The organism is Kitasatospora sp. NPDC087315 (assembly GCF_044744345.1).
Taxonomy (GTDB): domain Bacteria; phylum Actinomycetota; class Actinomycetes; order Streptomycetales; family Streptomycetaceae; genus Kitasatospora.
This window is the reverse complement of record NZ_JBIUYD010000009.1, coordinates 19,981-38,481: the sequence shown is the minus strand read 5'-3', so window position 1 is coordinate 38,481 and position 18,501 is coordinate 19,981. Positions and strand designations below refer to the sequence as shown.

Here is an 18,501-nt window from a genome sequence, read left to right as displayed (position 1 = left end):
GTGGCACCAATTCACGGGAGCCCGGCGGACCGGGCTGAGAGGCGGGCTGACACGGCCTGCGACCGTCCGAACCTGATCCGGGTCATACCGGCGAAGGGAGAGCAGCGACTTTGACACGCTTGGCCAAGGGCGCGCATGCCGACGTCCTGGTGATCGGCGGGGGCATCATCGGCCTCGCCGTCGCCTGGCGCGCGGCCCGGCGCGGGCTGGGGAACATCGTGGTGATCGACCCGGCGCACGGCGGCGGCGCCGCCCGGGTCGCGGCCGGCATGCTCGCCCCCGTCACCGAACTCCAGTACGGCGAGGAGCCGTTGCTCCGCCTCGGGATGGCATCCAACGAGCGCTATGCCGCCTTCGCCGCCGAACTCACCGAGGCGAGCGGCGGCCAGGACACCGGCTACCGCCAGTGCGGCACCGTCGCCGTCGCCCTGGACTCCGACGACCGCGCGGAACTGCGTGAACTGCACGCCTTCCACCAGCGGCTCGGCCTGGACTCGCACTGGCTCACCGGCCGCGAGGCCCGCAGGCTCGAACCCATGCTCGCCCCCGGCGTCCGGGGCGGTCTGCACGTCACCGACGACCACCAGGTGGACGGCCGCCGGCTGGCCAGGGCGCTGGTCCTCGCCTGCGAGCGGGCCGGCGTCCTGCTGCACCGCGCCGAGGCCACCGAACTGCTGGTCGAGAACGACCGCGCGGTCGGCGCCCGGCTGGACACACTGGAGACCGTCACCGCCGACCGGATCGTGCTCGCCGCCGGTCCGCACAGCCACCGGCTGCCCGGCCTGCCCGAGGGCGTGCTCCCCGCGATCCGCCCGGTGAAGGGGCAGATCCTGCGGCTGCGGGTGCCCGAGCCGTACCGGCCGTTCCTCTCCCGCAACGTGCGCGCGGTGGTGCGCGGCCGGCACCTCTATCTGGTGCCCCGGGAGAACGGCGAGCTGGTGATCGGTGCCACCAGCGAGGAGCAGGGGTACGACACCACCGTCACCGCCGGCGGGGTGTACGAGCTGCTGCGCGACGCGCACGAGCTCGTCCCCGGCATCACCGAGCTGCCCCTGGTGGAGACCTCCGCCGGACTGCGCCCCGGCTCCCCGGACAACGCCCCGCTGATCGGTCCGACCGCCCTGCCCGGCCTCGTCGCCGCCACCGGCCACTACCGCAACGGCGTGCTGCTCACCCCGGTGACGGCCGATCTGGTCGCCGAGTACCTGGCCACCGGCGAGACGCCCGCCCTGGCGGCGCCGTTCACCCCCACCCGCTTCTCCCCCGCCCGCTCCACCACGAAGGCCCCCGCATGAGCGAGATCGCACTGACCGTCAACGGCGAGCCCCGGCAGGTGCCCGCCACCACCACCCTCGCCGAGGTGGTGGCCGCGCTGAGCGCCGCCAACTCCGGCGTCGCCGCCGCGCTCAACGAGACCGTGGTGCCGCGTGGTTCGTGGCCGCGGACCCGGCTCGCCGCGGGTGACCGGGTCGAGATCCTCACCGCCGTCCAGGGAGGCTGACCATGGCGGACGACCTGCTGGACATCGCCGGGACCACGTTCGGCTCCCGGCTGATCATGGGCACCGGTGGCGCGCCCAGCCTGGAGATCCTGGAGCAGGCGCTGCGGTTCTCCGGCACCGAGCTCACCACGGTGGCGATGCGCCGGGTCGACGCCACCACCCAGGGCTCCGTCCTGGACGTGCTGGTCCGCAACGGCATCCGGGTGCTGCCCAACACGGCCGGCTGCTTCACGGCCGGCGAGGCGGTGCTGACCGCCAGGCTGGCCCGCGAGGCGCTCGGCACCGACTGGGTGAAGCTGGAGGTCATCGCGGACGAGCGGACCCTGCTGCCCGATCCGATCGAGCTGCTGGACGCCGCCGAGACCCTGGTCGACGACGGCTTCACCGTGCTGCCCTACACCAACGACGACCCGGTGCTGGCACGGAAGCTGGAGGACGTCGGCTGCGCGGCGATCATGCCGCTGGGTTCCCCGATCGGCTCCGGCCTGGGCATCCGCAACCCGCACAACTTCCAGCTGATCGTGGAGAGCGCCCGGGTCCCGGTGATCCTGGACGCGGGTGCCGGCACCGCCTCGGACGTGGCGCTGGCGATGGAGCTGGGCTGCGCCGCGGTGATGCTGGCCTCGGCGGTGACCCGCGCCCAGGACCCGGTGCTGATGGCCGACGCGATGCGGCACGCCGCCGAGGCCGGCCGGCTGGCGTACCGGGCGGGCCGGATCCCGCGCCGCTTCCACGCCGAGGCCTCCTCGGCCATGGCCGGCCGGGCCGACCTGGACACCCGCGAGCACCCGGCGTTCTGACCCGGGCGCGCCGGGGCGTGTCACAAGCCGGGCACAGAGGCCCCGGGCGCGGTGTCGCCCGGGGTCCCGCCCCGGCCCGCGCCACTAGAATCACCGGGTGGACATGGCATTGCACGACCCGCTGATCGGTACCCTGCTCGACGGCCGGTACCGGGTCGAGCAGCGCATCGCGGCCGGCGGGATGTCCACCGTGTACCGGGGTACCGACACCAGGCTCGACCGGGTCGTGGCCCTCAAGGTGATGCACCCCTCGCTCGCCGGGGACGACGGCTTCACCGGCCGGTTCATCCGCGAGGCCAAGGCGGTGGCCCGGCTGGCGCACCCCAATGTGGTCAACGTCTTCGACCAGGGCGCGGACGGCGGCACCGTCTTCCTCGCGATGGAGTACGTGCCCGGCCGCACCCTGCGCGACCTGCTGCGCGACCGCGGCGCGCTCTCCATCCGGGCCGCCCTGGACATCCTGGAGCCGGTGCTGGCCGCGCTCGGCGCCGCCCACCGGGCCGGTCTGGTCCACCGGGACGTCAAGCCGGAGAACGTGCTGATCACCGACGACGGCCTGGTCAAGGTCGCCGACTTCGGCCTGGTCCGGGTGCTGAACACCGCCGACGGCGCGGCCACCTCCACCACCGCGACCGCCGGCACCGTCCTGGGCACCGTCTCCTACCTGGCCCCCGAGCAGATCCGCCCCGGCGCCGGGACCGACCAGCGGGTGGACGTCTACGCGGCCGGCATCCTGCTGTACGAGATGCTCACCGGCCACCGACCGCACACCGGCGAGAACCCCGTCCAGGTCATGTACCGCCACCTGCACGAGGACGTCCCCGCGCCGTCCCTGGCCGTCCCCGGGGTCGGCCCCGAGCTCGACGCCATAGTGGCCGGCGCCTGCGCGCGCGACCCGAAGGCCCGCCCGTACGACGCGGTCGAGCTGCTGGCCGCCCTCCAGCGGGTACGCCGCACGCTCACCCCGGCCCGGCTGGACGCCGAGCCGCCCGCCTCCACCCGGCCCAGCCCGCAGTACCCGACCAGCGAGCCGACCTCGGTGATCCGCCCCGCGGCCGGTCCCGCCGCCCCGGAGACCGAGCGCACCAGCGTGCTGGACGTCCCGCCGGAGCTGATGGACCAGTTGCTCACCGAGCCCCGCCCGTACGACGAGCCGGCGCCGGTGCGCACCCGGCGCCCGGGTCCGCTGCGCCGGCTGCCGCGCACCCCGCTGATCTGGGCCTCCGTGCTGGCGGTCCTGGCGCTGCTGGTCGGCGGCACCACGTACGCGCTCTCCGGGGCGCTGTACGGGACGGTGCCGAGCGTGCTCGGCAAGGACCGCGCGGAGGCGCAGCGCATCCTGGACGGCGTCGGCATGCACGGGCGCTTCACCGAGGTGTACAGCGAGACCGTCCCGGCCGGGCAGATCATCTCCTCCGATCCGGGGGTGGGGGCGCGGGCCCGCAAGAGCGACGCCGTCGCCGTCTCCGTCTCCCGGGGTCCCAAACGGATCGCCGTGCCGGACGTCACCGGGAAGTCCGCCGAGCAGGCCGCGGCCGCCCTCTCCGGCGTCCAGCTGGCCCGGGGCGGCGTGACCGAGACGTACGACGACACCGTGCCGGAGGGCTCGGTGATCAGCAGTTCACCGGCGGCCGGGCAGCGGCTGCCGGAGAACACCCCGGTCTCGCTGGTGGTGAGCAAGGGCATGGTGCCCGTTCCGGACGTGACCGGGATGTCCAAGGACGACGCCGCCAAGGCGCTCCAGGCCGCCGGGTTCGCCATGCAGAGCAGCGGCGTCAACCTGTTCGGCACCGGCAAGGTCTCCAGCCAGTCCCCCGCCGCCGGCGAGCGCCGCCCGCAGCACACGGTGGTGACGGTCAGCTTCCCGTTCCTCTAGAGGATGTCCGTCAGCGCAGCGGGCCGTCGCCCGGCTCCTCCTGGTGGGAGTAGCGCTGCTGCCGCCAGGGGTCGGCGAGGTTGTGGTAGCCGCGTTCCTCCCAGAAACCGCGGCGGTCGGCCCGCATGTACTCCACCGCCCTGACCCATTTGGGCCCCTTCCAGGCGTACAGCTGCGGGACGACCAGACGGACCGGGAAGCCGTGCTCGGCGGTGAGCGACTCGCCGTTGCGGTGGGTGGCGAAGACCGTCCGGGGGTCGGCGAAGTCGGCGAGCCGGAGGTTGGCGCTGTAGCCGTACTCGGCCCAGACCATGACATGGGTGACGCCGGGTGCCGGGGGCACCTCGTCGAGGACGACCGAGGCCGACACGCCCGTCCAGTCGCTGTCGAGCACCGAGAACTTGGTGACGCAGTGGAAGTCGGCCCGCACGGTGGTGCGCGGCAGCGCGTTGAAGCCGGCGAAGTCCCACCTGTGCTTCTCCGCCGAGGCGGTCGCCCCGAACACCTGGAAGTCCCAGGTCAGCGGCTTGAAACGGGGCACGGGTCCGTAGTGCAGGGCGGGCCAGCCGCGCTGCGGGCGCTGCCCGGGGGGGAGTCTCGGGTCAGACGGCGGGAGCTTTTCGTATTCGGACTGACCCATGAGTCCATGGTGACAGACGGCGGACAACCATCTGCGCGCGCCCCTTTCCGAGGTCGCGCGCCCGCCCACACAGGCCAATAGGTGCCTAAATGGGATATTCCGACACATGTCCTAGTGAGTGTGAACTTACTGGAATTTCCTCCCATAGCGGTGCCAGGATGCGTGCAGCCGGACGGTACGGCCGTGGTTCCCGGACGCAGAGCAGGAAGGCAGCCGCCATGAAGGGCGACGCAGAGGTCATCGAATTCCTCAACGAGCAGCTCACCGCCGAGCTGACCGCGATCAACCAGTACTTCCTGCACGCCAAGATGCAGGAGAACTTCGGCTGGACGAAGCTCGCCAAGTACACCCGCCACGAGTCCTTCGACGAGATGAAGCACGCCGAGGTGCTCACCGACCGCATCCTCTTCCTGGACGGGCTCCCGAACTACCAGCGGCTCTTCCACGTCCGGATCGGCCAGACCGTCAAGGAGATGTTCGAGGCGGACCGCCAGGTCGAGGTCGAGGCGATCGACCGGCTCAAGCGCGGGATCGTGGTGATGCGGGCCAAGAACGACGTGACCTCGGCGAACATCTTCGAGTCGATCCTGGCGGACGAGGAGCACCACATCGACTACCTCGACACCCAGCTGGAACTGGTGGAGAAGCTCGGCGAGGCGCTCTACATCGCCCAGCTGATCGAGCAGCCGGACTCCTGAGCCACGGCGGAGCGGGAAGGCGGCGGCTCAGGCCGCGCGCAGCGGAGCCGGCCGGTCCGGCACCGCGGCCGGGGCCCGATCGACGGTCTCCGGGTCCGCCAGCCCCAGCTTCGCCGCCAGCCGGGCGGTCGGACAGGGCCGGGCGCCGTACTCGCCGAGCAGCGCCTGGATCCGGCGGACGCAGGAGCCGCAGTCGGTGCCGGCCTTGCAGCCCTTGGCGATCCGGCGCGGGGTGTCGGCACCGGCGTCGATCGCCTTCTTCACCTGGTCCTCGGTGACCGCATGGCACATGCACACGTACATCGAGGACTCTCCCGGGGTGGTGCGGAACGATCTTGACTAAGGGTTGCCTTAGTTCACTAAGCCTCACCTTACCTGGCGATCCGGGTACGAAAAAGCCCCTCCGGGCTCGGAAGAACCGAATCCGGAGGGGCCTTCGTCACATCAGGCCGTTACGGCGGGACCGGTCACTGGCCGCCGCGGTACATCTCCGCCACCAGGAACGCCAGGTCCAGCGACTGGCTGCGATTGAGGCGCGGGTCGCAGGCCGTCTCGTAGCGCTGGTGCAGGTCGTCGACCAGCACCTCGTCGCCACCGCCGACGCACTCGGTGACGTCGTCGCCGGTCAGCTCCACGTGGATGCCGCCCGGGTGGGTGCCGAGCGCGCGGTGCACCTCGAAGAAGCCCTTGACCTCGTCGAGCACGTCGTCGAAGCTGCGGGTCTTGTGACCGCTGGACGCCTCGAAGGTGTTGCCGTGCATCGGGTCGCAGATCCAGACCGGCTGGGCGCCGGACGCGGTGACCTTCTCCACCAGGGTGGGCAGGTGCTCGCGGATCTTGCCCGCGCCCATCCGGGTGATGAAGGTGAGCCGGCCGGGCTCGCGCTCCGGGTCGAGCTTCTCGATCAGGGTGAGCGCCTCGTCGACCGAGGTGGTCGGGCCGAGCTTCACCCCGATCGGGTTACGGACCTTCGACGCGAACTCGATGTGCGCGTGGTCCAGCTGGCGGGTGCGCTCGCCGATCCAGACCATGTGGCCGGAGACGTCGTACAGCTCGCCGGTGCGCGAGTCCACGCGGGTCAGCGCGGTCTCGTAGTCGAGGATCAGCGCCTCGTGCGAGGAGTAGAACTCGACCGTCCTGAACTCCTCCGGCGCCACGCCACAGGCGTTCATGAACGCCAGCGCGTTGTCGATCTCGCGGGCGAGCTGCTCGTAGCGCTGGCCGGCCGGCGAGTTGCGCACGAAGTCCTGGTTCCAGGCGTGCACCTGGCGCAGGTCGGCGTAGCCACCGGTGGTGAAGGCGCGCACCAGGTTCAGCGTCGCGGCGGAGGCGTTGTACATCCGCTTCAGGCGCTCCGGGTCCGGGATCCGGGACTCGGGGGTGAAGTCGAAGCCGTTCACCGAGTCGCCCCGGTAGACCGGCAGGGTCACCCCGTCGCGGGTCTCGGTCGACTTGGACCGCGGCTTGGAGTACTGACCGGCGATCCGGCCGACCTTCACCACGGGCACCGAGGCGGCGTACGTCAGCACGGCCGCCATCTGGAGCAGGGTCTTCAGCTTGTTGCGGATGTGCTCGGCCGAGACGCCGTCGAAGGCCTCGGCGCAGTCGCCGCCCTGCAGGAGGAACGCCTCACCACGCGCGACGGCAGCGAGCCGGGCGCGCAGCTGGTCGCACTCGCCCGCGAAGACGAGCGGCGGATAGGAGGCAAGCTCCGCAAGGGTCTTGCGCAGAGCCTCTTGGTCCGGCCATTCAGGCTGCTGCGCCGCGGGCAGGGACTGCCAGGAGTGGGGATTCGTCACGGTCACACCGCAAGGCTACGGGGTGCGGCAGCCAATTCGTGACCGCTGCCCGGTGGGTGAGACACATCTCGGACAATCACGTGATCCGCCTCACCCCATCGGGCCATCCGCTACTCTCAAAGCATGAACGCGCCGCACAGCCACTCCTGGTGGTGGGCCAACCCCAAGGGTGGCCCACCGATCACGCGTTCCTAGACGAACACGACGGCCGCCCCTCGGGGCGGCCGTCGACGTCTGGACAGACGGCCTTCCCGGGAGCGGAACCCAGCACCGCACCCCGCAGTTCCCCCGGAAGGAAGCCGCCACCGTGACCACCGCCGCCGACCTGATCGCCCGACTCACCAGCCCCGACGCCCCCGCGTTCGCGCTGCTGCACCGCCGCACCCCCCGGCTCGCCCCGGACACCGTCGAGGTGCTGCTGGGCACCGTCGGCAGCTACGAGCACCTGGCCGACCTGCCGGTCCGCGACGGGGTGCCGTCCGGCGGGCCGGTGCACGACCTGCTCGCGCTCGTCCCGTACCGGCAGATCCGCGAACGCGGCTTCGAGGCGCACGACGACGCGACCCCGTTGCAGGCGCTCTCGGTCACCGAGCAGTACGCCCTTCCGCTGGCCGACGTGGCCCCCGTGCTGCCGCGATTGCCGGTCTCGCTGTCCGGCGGCTCGTTCGACATCGACGACCGGCAGTACGCCGGGATCGTCCGCCGGGTCATCGAGGACGAGATCGGGCGCGGCGAGGGCGCCAACTTCGTGATCCGGCGCGACTTCGGCGCCACCCTGGACGACTTCTCCCCCGCCCTCGCGCTCTCGCTGTTCCGCCGGCTGCTGGAGCAGGAGCGCGGCGCCTACTGGACGTTCCTGGTGCACACCGGGGACCGCGTACTGGTCGGCGCCTCGCCCGAGGTGCACGTCCGGCAGAGCGGCGGGACGGTCGTGATGAACCCGATCTCCGGCACCTACCGCTACCCGGCCGGCGGCGCGGACATCGACTCGCTGCTCTCCTTCCTGCACGACCCCAAGGAGCTGGAGGAGCTCACCATGGTGGTCGACGAGGAACTCAAGATGATGTGCACCGTCGGCGACCTCGGCGGCCAGGTGCTCGGCCCGCGGCTCAAGGAGATGGCCCACCTCGCCCACACCGAGTACGAGCTGCGCGGGCGCACCTCGCTGGACGTCCGCGAGGTGCTCAAGGAGACGATGTTCGCCGCCACCGTCACCGGCAGCCCGGTCCAGAACGCCACCCGGGTGATCAAGCGCTACGAGCCCGGCGGACGCGGCTACTACTCCGGCGCGCTCGCCCTGATCGGCCGCTCGGCCAGCGGCGGACAGCTGATGGACTCCCCGATCTGCATCCGCACCGCCGACATCGACCCGGCCACCGGGCGCCTGGTGGTCCGCGTCGGCGCGACCCTGGTCCGCCACTCCGACCCGGACTCCGAGGTCGCCGAGACCCACGCCAAGGCCGCCGGGGTGCTCACCGCGATCGGCGCCCGCCCCGCCTCCGGCCGGGTGCCGAACCCGGCCGGCCCCCGGCTGGCCGACGACCACCGGGTCCAGGCCGCGCTGGACGACCGGCGCGCCGGCCTCGCCCCGTTCTGGCTGCGGATGCAGGCGCCGGCCGAGATCACCGAGGTCGAGCCGACCCTGGTGGTGGACGGCGAGGACACCTTCACCGCGATGCTCGCCCACCTGCTGACCTCGCTCGGCCACCAGGTCTCCGTGGTCCGCTACGACGAGCCGGGCCTGCGCGAGCGGGTCGCCGCCCACCGGGGCCCGTTGGTGCTCGGCCCCGGCCCGGGCGACCCGGCCGTGGCCGACGACCCCAAGATGGCCGTCCTGCGCCCGGTCGTCGCCGACGCGCTGGCCGCCGTCCGCTCCGGCGCCCGGACCGCGCCGCTGCTCGCCGTCTGCCTCAGCCACCAGCTGCTCGCGGACGCGCTCGGCCTGCCGCTGGCCCGCAAGAACGTCCCGTACCAGGGCGCGCAGGAGACGGTGGACCTCTTCGGCACCCGGCGCACGGTGGGCTTCTACAACACCTTCACCGCGCGCTGCTCCGACGAGGACGCGGCCCGGCTGGCCGCCGAGGGCATCGAGGTCTCCCGCGACGCGCTGACCGGCGACGTGCACGCGCTGCGCGGCGCCGGCTTCGCCGGGCTCCAGTTCCACCCGGAGTCGGTGCTCACCCGCGACGGCGTGGACATCGTCGCCGGGCTGCTGCGCGAGGCGGCGGCGCTGCGCGGCTGAACCGCGTCCGCGAGCGGGCGTGCCGTCCGGCGCGCCCGCTCAGATCCCGTCGTCCAGGCCCTGCTCGATCGCGTACCTGACCAGCTCGACCCGGTTGTGCAGCTGAAGCTTGCCGAGGGTGTTCTGGACGTGGTTCTGCACCGTGCGGTGGGAGAGCACCAGCCGGTCCGCGATCTGCCGGTACGACAGTCCCTTGGCCACCAGCCGCAGCACCTCCGTCTCCCGGGCGGTCAGCTGCGGGGCGGCCGGCGCGGAGGCCCGGGCGGGCTCGGCGGCCAGCCGGCGGAACTCGCCGAGCACCAGGCCGGCCAGGCCCGGGGTGAAGACGGCGTCGCCGACGGCGGTGCGGCGCACCGCGTCCAGCAGTTCCTCCCGGCCGGCCGACTTGACCAGGTAGCCGGTCGCGCCGGACTTCACCGCCTCCAGCACGTCCTGGTGCTCGCCGCTCGCGGAGAGCACCAGGACCCGCACCGACGGGTCCTGGGCGACCACCTGGCGGCAGACCTCGGCGCCGGGCAGGCCCGGCAGGTTGAGGTCCAGCACCACCACCTGCGGGCCGCAGGCGCGGGCCCGGCGGACGGCCTCCTCGCCGTCGCCCGCCGTGGCCACCACGTCCAGCCCGGCCTCGGCGAGGTCCCGCGAGACGGCGTCGCGCCACATCGGGTGGTCGTCCACGACCATGACCCGCACCGGCTGGTCGGCCAGCTGGTCGACCGGACGGTCAGCTGGCCGGACCGGCGGCCGGTCGGTGCCCGGCCGGTCGGTCATCGGCTGGTCGGTCATCGGCTGGTCGGTCATCGGAACCCCTCCTCGGGAAGCGCAGTTCGACCTCGACGCCGTCGCCGGGCGCCGAGTACAGCTCGGCCGTGCCGCCGAGGTCCAGCAGCCGGCCGCGGATCGACTGGGAGACGCCGAGCCGCCCGGCCCGCTCCGCCTCGCCGAGCCGCCCGGGGGCGAAACCCGGGCCGTCGTCGCGGATGCTGACCGTGACGGCCTCCGGCTCGTCCTCCACCAGGATCCAGGCCCGGGCCCCGTCCCCCGCGTGCTTGCGGACGTTGTCCACCGCCGCGCCGACGGCGGCGGCCAGCTCGGCGGCGGCCGGGGCGGGCAGCAGCACCGGGGTGCCGGGGGCGGAGAGCGTGATCCGCTCGTCCGCGTACGGGCCGAGCAGGGTGCGCAGGTCCTGCGGGGCCAGCGGCTCGCGCTGGGCCGGCAGCGGGCCGCCGCTCATCAGCGCACGCAGCGCGCGCTCCTGCTCCCCGGCCAGCCGGCCGAGTTCGGCGAAGTCCGCGCCGCCGGGCCCGCCGGCCTCGCCGCCACGGCGCTGGACCAGGGCGAGCACCTGCAGCACCCCGTCGTGGATGTCCCGGGAGAGCCGCTCGCGCTCCCGGGTGGCCGCCTCCACCTGGAGCGCCCGGGTGAGCGTCGCCTCGCTGGCGCGGGCCAGCTCGATGACGTAGCCGATGGCGCAGCCGGCCACCATCAGCAGCACGATGTTGTGGATGTTGTCGCCGGTGGGGCCGCCGTGGCCGAGGATGTTGGCCAGGCCGATCACCGAACCGGCCGCCGCCGCCCAGCGCCAGCCGCCCTTGCCGGCGAAACCGAGCACCGTGCCGGCCGCCCAGATGGTGGGGAGGGTGGGCGCGCCGTGGCCGATCCGGACCGGGTCGTCGGTCATCCCGCTCATCACGATGCCGGTGACGGCCAGGGTGAGGTCGGTGCCGAGCACGTACCAGGTGCAGCGCTGCGGGCCGGCGAAGGCGCGGGTGCTGGCCAGCGTCCAGAGGGTGAGCGCGCCGAGGTAGATCCAGCCGGCGACGGGGTGCAGGAACCCCAGGTACGCGTTGAAGTAGCGCAGGACGGCGTAGCAGAGCGCGAGCACCCGGAACAAGGAGATGGCTCGCCAGAGGGGCAGTTCGACCGACATGCCGCCGGCCGCGAGAGTCCCCCCGACCGCCCCGGTTCTGCCGCCGTCCGTCATCTGCGCTGCCCCTCCCCCGGGCGGCCGGATCAGGCCGACCCGGTCTCCTTCTCGTCCCGCTCCGCCTTGGCGGCCTCGGTCTTCGCGGACCCGGCCTGCTCTGCCTCGGCGGCCTTCTCGGCCTGCTCGGCTTCGGCCTTCTCGGCCCTGGCGGCGGCCTGCTCGGCCTTCTGGACGGCCTTGCGCTCGGCGTCGGCGCGCTTCTTGTCGTCGGCGATCTGCCGCTTGGCGGCGGTCGCGTAGATGTCCACGTACTCCTGGCCGGAGAGCCGCATGATCTCGTACATCACCTCGTCCGTCACCGAACGGAGGATGAAACGGTCGTTCTCCATGCCGTGGTAGCGGGAGAAGTCCAGCGGGCGGCCGATCCGGATGCCCGGGCGGATACCGAAGTTGGGGACCACCTGGCCGGGCGGCTGCACCTTCTCGGTGTCGATCATGGCGACCGGGATGACCGGCGCGCCGGTGGCCAGCGCGACGCGGGCCAGGCCGCCGACCTTGCCGCGGTAGAGCTTGCCGTCGGGCGAACGGGTGCCCTCCGGGTAGACCCCGAACAGCTCGCCGCGATCCAGCACCGCGATCGCGCTGCGGATCGCCGCCTCGCCGGCGCCACGCACACCCGAGCGGTCCACCGGCAGCTGGCCGACGCCCTTGAAGAAGGCGGCCGTCAGCTTGCCCTTCACGCCCGGGGTGTTGAAGTACTCCGCCTTGGCGATGAAGGTCACCCGTCGCTTGATCAGCGCGGGGAAGAAGAAGGAGTCCGAAAAGGAGAGGTGGTTGCTCGCGATGATCGCGGCACCCTCGGCGGGGATGTTCTCCTCGCCCTCGATCCACGGCCGGAAGAAGATCCGTAGCAGTGGCGCGACGATCATCTTCATCAGTCGGTAGAACAACCCGGGCCTCCTGTTATGCGGACCGGTCGATCCTAATGCCCCGCGGCCACCGCCCGCGCCCCGCCCCGCCCCGCCGGGCCGTCGGCCGGGTCTCCGGCGGCGTGCCGGACAGGGCTGTACGGCACGGGCGGGCCCGTGGGACGATGCGGTTTCCGCAGCCTCTCCGTTGCCAGCCAGCTCCGCCCAGCTTCCGCTTCCCCGCAGTCCCTGCCCGCGAAGGAGCCCGCCATGCCGCCGCTGCCCGGTGCCGAACCGTACCGCCACCGGGGTGGGCCGGTCGGCGTACTGCTCTGCCACGGCTTCACCGGTTCGCCGCAGTCGCTGCGCCCGTGGGCCGAGGAGCTGGCCGCGGCGGGGTTCACGGTCTCCTTGCCGCTGCTGCCCGGGCACGGCACCCGCTGGCAGGACATGCAGGTCACCCGCTGGGAGGACTGGTACGCCGAGGTCGAGCGGGAGCTGCTGGCGCTGGCCGCCGAGTGCGAGCAGGTCTTCGTCTGCGCGCTGTCGATGGGCGGCTCGTTGGCGCTGCGGCTGGCCGCGCTGCACGGGCCGGTGGTCTCCGGGCTGGTGCTGGTCAACCCGTCGGTGCGCTCCGACAACCCCGCGAGTGTGCTGCTCCCTGCACTGCGGCACGTGGTGCCGAGCCTGCCCGGGATCGCCAACGACATCGCCCGCCCCGGCGCGGTCGAGCTCGGCTACGACCGGACGCCGCTGCACGCGGCCTGGTCGCTGTCCCTGCTCTGGAAGGACGTCCAGCGGCGGCTGCCGGAGGTGACCCAGCCGGTGCTGCTGTTCCACAGCCCGCAGGACCATGTCGTCTCGCCGGCCAACTCGGAACTGGTGCTGGCCCGGATATCCTCGACCGATGTGACGGAGCGGCTGTGCCAGCGCAGCTACCACGTCGCGACGCTGGACCACGACGCGGCGGAAATATTCGCGGCCTGCCTGGCCTTCATCCGGCGGCTGGCTCCCGCGCACGCGGCGGGCGTCACCCGGGTCGAATCCGACGATCACCAAGGCTGAAGGGCCGGAAGTGCACGAGAGCAGCACGGCGGGCGGCGAGGACGAGGCACCCCGCGAGGACGGCGTGGCAAAGGACGGCGGCACGGCGGGCGGGGGGACGGCGGACGGCGCGAAGGCGCTTCCCGCGGCGGACGGCGCCGGCCCGGCGACGCCCGAGGAGCCCCGGGCGCGGCGTGCGCCCGAGCGCAGCCAGGCCGAGCAGGACGAGATCTTCGCCGCGCTGGTCGCCCAGTTCGACGATCCCGTCGACCTCAACAACCCGAACTGGCCGGAAATCGAGGACCTTCGGGCGCGCGGCGAGCTCAAGGGCGGTTTCAAGGACGGCACCGAGAACCGCACCGGCCCGGGTGACCTCGCGGACCTGGCGCCGCAGCCCCGCCCCCGCTCGACCCGGCCGGTGATGCCGGCGGCCGGGTCCGGCCCGCGCGACTTCGAGCTGGCCGAGGAGACGGACGAGGGGCACTTCGTCCCGCCGGAGCCGCCGCCGCTGCCGCCCGCCGACGTCACCGCCAAGTTCGCCTGGCTCGCGGTGCTCGGCGGCCCGGCGCTGCTGCTGTTCGACGCGGTGGTCTGGCGCGAGGTCTCCGGCTGGCCCGCCTGGGTCGGCGTCACGGCCTTCCTGGGCGGTTTCGCCACTCTGGTGGTCCGGATGAAGGACCGGGACGACGACGAGCCCGAGGACCCGCACGGCGGCGCGGTCGTCTGAGTTCCACCCGTCTGAGTTCCGCCCGTCGGGGCGGGAGCGGGCCTCCCGCCCCCGACGGCGGCTCAGCCGGCCGGGAGCTCCAGCACGGCGAGCACCGGCAGATGGTCGGTGGCGGCCCGCAGGTCGGCCTCGCCGACGCCGGGCAGGCCGTGCGGGACGCCGCAGGCGAGGACCTGGATGCCGGGGGTGGTGAAGACCGCGTCGATCCGCTGGTAGGGGTTCTCCGGTACCGAGGTGAAGGTGCCGCCCCAGGGCGCGGCGAGGTGGCCGTCCCGCAGCCGGGCGGCCAGCAGCCGCCAGCCCCGACCGTCCGGGTGTTCGTTGAAGTCTCCCGCCACGACGCCGAGTTCGGCGATCCCGGCCTGGTCGAGCAGCAGCTCGAACTGGGCCAGGCGCTCATCGGCGTCCAGGCTCAGATGACAGCTCGTGACGGTGAACGGCGCCGACCCGGCCACCCGGACCAGGGCGGAGGCGAAGCCGCGCGCATGCAGGCCGCGGGTCTTGGGCAACAGCCGGTCATGGACGGCGAGGACGTCCGTGCCGGGCCGGCCGAGCAGCAGCGGGCCCGCCGCGATCCGGCCGCCGCCCGCCAGGATCACCAGGCCGGTGCGCCGGGCGAGCCAGGCGGCCTGGCCCTGCGGCCGCCAGTAGCGCGGCGACTCCTGGACGCAGACCAGATCGGGCTCGCAGGCCCGGATCACCCGCACCAGGGCCTGCCGGTCGTCGCGCAGCGAACGGATGTTGTAGCTGAGCAGCCGCACCCGGCGGGAGCCGTCCGGCCCAGGGCCGGAGGGCGGCAGTCCGGTCGAGCCGGTGGTCATGGTCCTCCCCTTTCGTCCGGTGACGACCGTACGGCAGCGGGGGAACACGCCGGTGGCGGCACGGCCGGGAGCCCTTCGGCCCCGGTCCGCGCCGCCACCGGCGGAGAAGGTCGGGTCAGCGGGTGCGGGCCAGGTCGGCCGCCCCGGCGATGCCCGCGGCGGAGCCCATCGAGGCGAGCACGACCTCGGCGCGCGGGCGGTGCACCCCACCCGTCAGATAGTGCTCGAAGGCCTTGGCTACCGGGTCCAGCAGCAGCCGGCCGGAGTCGGAGACGCCGCCGCCGAGGACGAAGACGCCCGGGTCGAAGAGCGCGGCGAGGTCGGCCATGCCCCGGCCCAGCCAGTCGGCCAGCTCCGCGTAGCACTCCAGGGCGAGCGGGTCGCCCTCCTCGGCGGCCTGGGTGATGTGGATGCCGCGGATGGTCTCGGCGACGCCGTCGTTGAGCTCCAGCATCCGCTTGCCGCGGATCTGGTCGGCGGCGGACTTCTCCCGGCCGTAGCGGCGCAGCGCCCGGCCGGAGCCGTACTGCTCCCAGCAGCCCTTGCCGCCGCAGCCGCAGGTCAGGCCGTCGGGGACCATGTTGAGGTGGCCGATCTCGCCGGCCACCCCGAACCGGCCGCGGTGCAGCCGCCCGTCCAGGACGATGCCGCCGCCGATGCCGGTGCCGACGGTGATCAGCACCATGTCCTCGTACGCGGCGCCCGCGCCGAAGCGGAACTCGGCCCAGGCTGCGCAGTTGGCGTCGTTCTCGACGACGGTGCCGAGGCCGGTGAGCTCCTCGATCCGGGAGCGCAGCGGCTCGTCCTCCCAGTCGATGTTGGGGGCGAAGATCACCGTGGAGCGGTCGCGGTCGACGAAGCCGGGCGCGCCGACACCGGCCGCCGCCACGTCGGGGTACTCCTCCTTGAGCTCGCGCACGGCCTGCGCGATGGCGTCGACCGCCCACTGCGGGTCGGCCGGGGTGGGCACCCTGGTCCGGGCCAGGATCTCGCCGGCCTCGTTCACCACGCCTGCCGCGATCTTGGTCCCGCCGACATCGACGCCAATGGTCAGAGCCATGTGTCCCTCAGCTATTCACTCGTTCCCGCTGGACGGAACGGTACCGCCCAACCCTGCCCCCCGTACACACCGTCGCATACATTAACCGAAGACAATCATTCGCCAACCCGGCCGAATTCTTCAAAAGTCGTACAGTCGCATCCGTTCCGTCAGGCACCTGAAGCACAGTGTCACCACAGGACACTCGCGACTTCACTCCTTGTCGGACGGCCCGTCAGGCGTGTCGAGGTCGATCCGCTCGCTGCCGGCGCTCCGGCCGGCGGTCCAGCGGTGCTCGTGGCCGGCGACGGCGGCCCGGTAGGCGGCCAGCAGCTCACCCCCGGCGGCGGCCAGATGGCCGTAGACCTCGGGCTGCTTCTCACGCAGCTGGTCCGCGAGGCTGGCCAGCGAGATCAGGGTCTCGGCGCCCGCCTCCTGGGCCTTCTGCCCGACCGCGGTGGCGAGCCGGCGCACCTCGTCCACCAGCGGGCCCAGCTCCGGCCCGAACGGGTGCCCCTCCTGGCCGCCCTGCTCGGCGGTCGGCTCGGTCCGGTCGGTGGTGGTCATCGCGGGCGCCTCCTCAGCTGTGGCCGCACCCGCGGCCACCTGCCCCGACGCTACCGGACCGGCCGGGCGGCCCCGTGCGGGCGCGGAGCCGGGCGCGGAACCCGCGCGGGCACGGCTCAGGACCGGCTCGGACGGGCTCTCGGACCGGCCGGGCGGATCTCAGCCCCGGGGCCAGAGCGCCGGGTCGGGGGCGAAGCGCACCGCGAGCACCCCGTCGTACAGACCGGCGCCCGCGACGGTGCAGCGGCGCAGCGCCGAGGGCAGGGTGAGGACCCTGCGGTGGGCGCCGAGACCGACCACGAGTTCGTCGCCGCGCCGGACCAGGTCCAGGTCGGCCCGCTCGGCGCCGGGCAGAACGAGGTGCCAGACCAGCAGGCCGTCCTCGGCGAGCCGGTCCTCGACCGTCCACGGCTCGGGGGCGAGCCGCGCGGGGCCGGGGCCGGCCCCGTAGAGCCGGTCGGCGACGGCCTCCAGGGTGACCTCGGCAAGGCCGGTGACCAGCACCGGGACGTCGCTCGCGGCGACGAGGGCGGCCAGCTCCTCCCGCCGCCGCCGGGCCAGCCCGGCCAGCCAGGGGTCGGGCGAGTCGGCCGCGCCGTCCGGCAGCGCGCCGTGCACCACCACGGCGTCCGGCCGGTGCCCGTGCAGGGCGAGCCCCGCGCGCACCCGGCGCAGTTCCTCGTACGGGTGGCCGTCGGCGGCGGTGACCAGGCGGACGCTGGTGCCCGGCGCGGTGATCGCCGCGCGGGCCTCGGCCAGCGCGGCGACCGCCTTGGCCCGGGCCTCGTACAGCCAGTCGGCCGGCATCGGCACCCCGGCGAGGCCGGCCAGCAGCGGGCGCAGCGCCCGGGCGGCCTGGCGCTGCTCGGGAGCGAGCCGGGCGAGGTAGCGCTCCAGCTGCTCGGGCAGGGCGAGGGTGGCGACGAGTTCGGCGGGCGGCGGGGCGAGCACCACCAGGACGTCCGCGTCGACGGCGGACAGGGCGCGCAGCAGGGCGAGCCGGGCGGTGCCGGGGAGGGCGGTGAGCTCCTCGGGGTCGAGCGGTTCGGCACCGAGCAGGTCCAGGGCGGGCTTCAGCCGGCCGCCGATCTCGCCGAGGGCGTGCCGGAAGGCGGCCTGCTCGTCGATCCGGGCGACGGTGAGCCCGGGCGCGTACGGGGTCCCTTCCGGTTCCAGCCGGGTGCCGAGGACGGTGTCCAGGGTGCGGTGCGGGTCGTCGGCGGCCAGCAGAAGGGTGCGCCGACCCTGTCCGGCGGCGTGCAGGGCGGTGGCGGCGGCCACCGTGGGGGCCGCCGCGTCGCCGCTGACCAGGATGGTGCGCTGTGCCGTCATACCGAACAGCCCCCCGTTTCCTCGGCGTCAGCCCTCGACGCGCTTCTTCAGGCCGGCCAGGGCCCGGTCGATGATGACCTTCTCGGCCTTGCGCTTGATCATCCCGAGCATCGGGATCTTGACGTCCACGGCGAGCTGGTAGGTGACCTCGGTGCGGCCGCCGTCGAGCGGGGCGAGCGTGTAGGAGCCGTCCAGCGAGCGGAGCATCTGGCTGCGGACCAGCGTCCAGGAGACCTCGCGGTCACCGTCCCAGGTGTAGGCGAGGACGTGCTCGTCGCGGATGGCGCCGGCGTCGAGGAGCAGGCGCACCTCGGCGGCGCGGCCGTCCTCCGCGGTGCCCAGCACCTCGATCTCCTTGACCTCGCCGGTCCAGGCCGGGTAGGCGGCGAAGTCCGCGATCACGGCCATGACCGTGGCCGGGGTCGCGTCGATGGTGATGCTCGACCTGGTGTGCTCCGCCATGGAATGGCCCTCCGCGTCGTCCCTAACCTGCTGGTCCGGCCGAGGGTGCTCGGTCGGGTGCGCCCGGAGCAGGCTATCGCGACCGGCGATCCGCTCGGCTCCCCGGGCGACCGGCGGCGGT

General features: G+C 73.5%; 19 protein-coding genes and 1 riboswitch. Of the genes, 8 read left to right on the top strand and 11 right to left on the bottom strand.

The genetic code is table 11. From position 1 onward, the window contains the following. Positions 1-3 precede the first annotated feature (3 nt). A riboswitch (TPP riboswitch) is annotated at positions 4-116 on the top strand. The 4 genes from thiO (at position 111) to pknB (ending at position 4,177) form a co-directional block, all read left to right on the top strand. Continuing rightward, positions 111-1,295 carry a glycine oxidase ThiO gene (gene thiO, locus ACIO5D_RS14630; protein WP_400656598.1) on the top strand — a complete coding sequence of 395 codons (1,185 nt, stop codon included), beginning with the start codon at positions 111-113 and terminating at the stop codon, positions 1,293-1,295. Its footprint overlaps the riboswitch before it by 6 nt. Next, entirely contained in the window at positions 1,292-1,501 is a 210-nt protein-coding gene (gene thiS, locus ACIO5D_RS14625) for a sulfur carrier protein ThiS (RefSeq protein ID WP_400656595.1), read from the top strand. The genes thiO and thiS overlap by 4 nt, the downstream gene beginning before the upstream one ends. Before the next feature lie 2 nt (positions 1,502-1,503). Continuing rightward, the gene (locus ACIO5D_RS14620) at positions 1,504-2,301 is read left to right on the top strand and encodes a thiazole synthase (protein ID WP_400795299.1); all 798 of its coding nucleotides are present in this window, start codon (positions 1,504-1,506) and stop codon (positions 2,299-2,301) included. A gap of 103 nt (positions 2,302-2,404) precedes the next feature. Then, on the top strand, positions 2,405-4,177 hold the full coding sequence (gene pknB, locus ACIO5D_RS14615) for a Stk1 family PASTA domain-containing Ser/Thr kinase (protein WP_363607287.1): 1,773 nt from the start codon (positions 2,405-2,407) through the stop codon (positions 4,175-4,177). Positions 4,178-4,187: 10 nt separating this feature from the next. On the opposite strand, the gene ACIO5D_RS14610 is transcribed toward pknB, so the two are convergent. Next, a complete protein-coding gene (locus tag ACIO5D_RS14610; RefSeq protein ID WP_363607286.1) occupies positions 4,188-4,817 on the bottom strand; it encodes a molybdopterin-dependent oxidoreductase in 630 nt (209 codons plus the stop codon). Positions 4,818-5,035: 218 nt separating this feature from the next. On the opposite strand from ACIO5D_RS14610, the gene bfr reads away from it, so the two are divergent. After that, on the top strand, positions 5,036-5,515 hold the full coding sequence (bfr, locus tag ACIO5D_RS14605; RefSeq protein ID WP_363607285.1) for a bacterioferritin: 480 nt from the start codon (positions 5,036-5,038) through the stop codon (positions 5,513-5,515). Positions 5,516-5,542: 27 nt separating this feature from the next. Here the strand turns inward: bfr and ACIO5D_RS14600 are convergent, their stop codons facing one another. After that, the gene (locus ACIO5D_RS14600; RefSeq protein ID WP_363607284.1) at positions 5,543-5,818 is read right to left on the bottom strand and encodes a (2Fe-2S)-binding protein; all 276 of its coding nucleotides are present in this window, start codon (positions 5,816-5,818) and stop codon (positions 5,543-5,545) included. A gap of 164 nt (positions 5,819-5,982) precedes the next feature. Beyond that, a complete protein-coding gene (locus tag ACIO5D_RS14595; RefSeq protein WP_363607283.1) occupies positions 5,983-7,320 on the bottom strand; it encodes a class II 3-deoxy-7-phosphoheptulonate synthase in 1,338 nt (445 codons plus the stop codon). Between the two features lie 301 nt (positions 7,321-7,621). Here ACIO5D_RS14595 and ACIO5D_RS14590 point away from each other — a divergent pair, with 301 nt between their 5' ends. Beyond that, entirely contained in the window at positions 7,622-9,556 is a 1,935-nt protein-coding gene (locus ACIO5D_RS14590) for an anthranilate synthase family protein (protein ID WP_400795297.1), read from the top strand. A gap of 39 nt (positions 9,557-9,595) precedes the next feature. Here ACIO5D_RS14590 and ACIO5D_RS14585 read toward each other — a convergent pair whose 3' ends face one another. From ACIO5D_RS14585 to ACIO5D_RS14575, 3 genes are all read right to left on the bottom strand, one after another. Continuing rightward, positions 9,596-10,237: a response regulator transcription factor gene (locus ACIO5D_RS14585; RefSeq protein ID WP_363607382.1), complete on the bottom strand. Its 642-nt coding sequence runs from the start codon at positions 10,235-10,237 to the stop codon at positions 9,596-9,598. Between the two features lie 40 nt (positions 10,238-10,277). Then, complete coding sequence (gene macS, locus ACIO5D_RS14580; RefSeq protein WP_363607281.1) at positions 10,278-11,483, bottom strand: MacS family sensor histidine kinase; 1,206 nt, start codon at positions 11,481-11,483, stop codon at positions 10,278-10,280. 83 nt (positions 11,484-11,566) lie between these two features. Next, positions 11,567-12,415, bottom strand: a complete 849-nt coding sequence (locus ACIO5D_RS14575; RefSeq protein ID WP_400795525.1) for a lysophospholipid acyltransferase family protein — start codon at positions 12,413-12,415, stop codon at positions 11,567-11,569. Between the two features lie 243 nt (positions 12,416-12,658). Here ACIO5D_RS14575 and ACIO5D_RS14570 point away from each other — a divergent pair, with 243 nt between their 5' ends. Next, positions 12,659-13,453, top strand: a complete 795-nt coding sequence (locus tag ACIO5D_RS14570) for an alpha/beta fold hydrolase (RefSeq protein ID WP_363607279.1) — start codon at positions 12,659-12,661, stop codon at positions 13,451-13,453. Between the two features lie 10 nt (positions 13,454-13,463). Then, complete coding sequence (locus ACIO5D_RS14565; protein ID WP_363607278.1) at positions 13,464-14,159, top strand: hypothetical protein; 696 nt, start codon at positions 13,464-13,466, stop codon at positions 14,157-14,159. A 62-nt stretch (positions 14,160-14,221) separates the two neighbouring features. Here ACIO5D_RS14565 and ACIO5D_RS14560 read toward each other — a convergent pair whose 3' ends face one another. From ACIO5D_RS14560 to ACIO5D_RS14540, 5 genes are all read right to left on the bottom strand, one after another. After that, complete coding sequence (locus tag ACIO5D_RS14560; RefSeq protein WP_363607277.1) at positions 14,222-14,980, bottom strand: endonuclease/exonuclease/phosphatase family protein; 759 nt, start codon at positions 14,978-14,980, stop codon at positions 14,222-14,224. Between the two features lie 115 nt (positions 14,981-15,095). Then, positions 15,096-16,040 (bottom strand): ROK family glucokinase, encoded by a 945-nt coding sequence (locus tag ACIO5D_RS14555; protein ID WP_363607276.1) that lies wholly within the window; start codon positions 16,038-16,040, stop codon positions 15,096-15,098. A gap of 192 nt (positions 16,041-16,232) precedes the next feature. Beyond that, on the bottom strand, positions 16,233-16,586 hold the full coding sequence (locus ACIO5D_RS14550; RefSeq protein ID WP_400795294.1) for a DUF5304 family protein: 354 nt from the start codon (positions 16,584-16,586) through the stop codon (positions 16,233-16,235). 159 nt (positions 16,587-16,745) lie between these two features. Next, on the bottom strand, positions 16,746-17,918 hold the full coding sequence (locus tag ACIO5D_RS14545; RefSeq protein ID WP_363607274.1) for an ArsA-related P-loop ATPase: 1,173 nt from the start codon (positions 17,916-17,918) through the stop codon (positions 16,746-16,748). 27 nt (positions 17,919-17,945) lie between these two features. Beyond that, positions 17,946-18,380 carry an SRPBCC family protein gene (locus tag ACIO5D_RS14540; RefSeq protein ID WP_363607273.1) on the bottom strand — a complete coding sequence of 145 codons (435 nt, stop codon included), beginning with the start codon at positions 18,378-18,380 and terminating at the stop codon, positions 17,946-17,948. Positions 18,381-18,501: the final 121 nt, after the last annotated feature.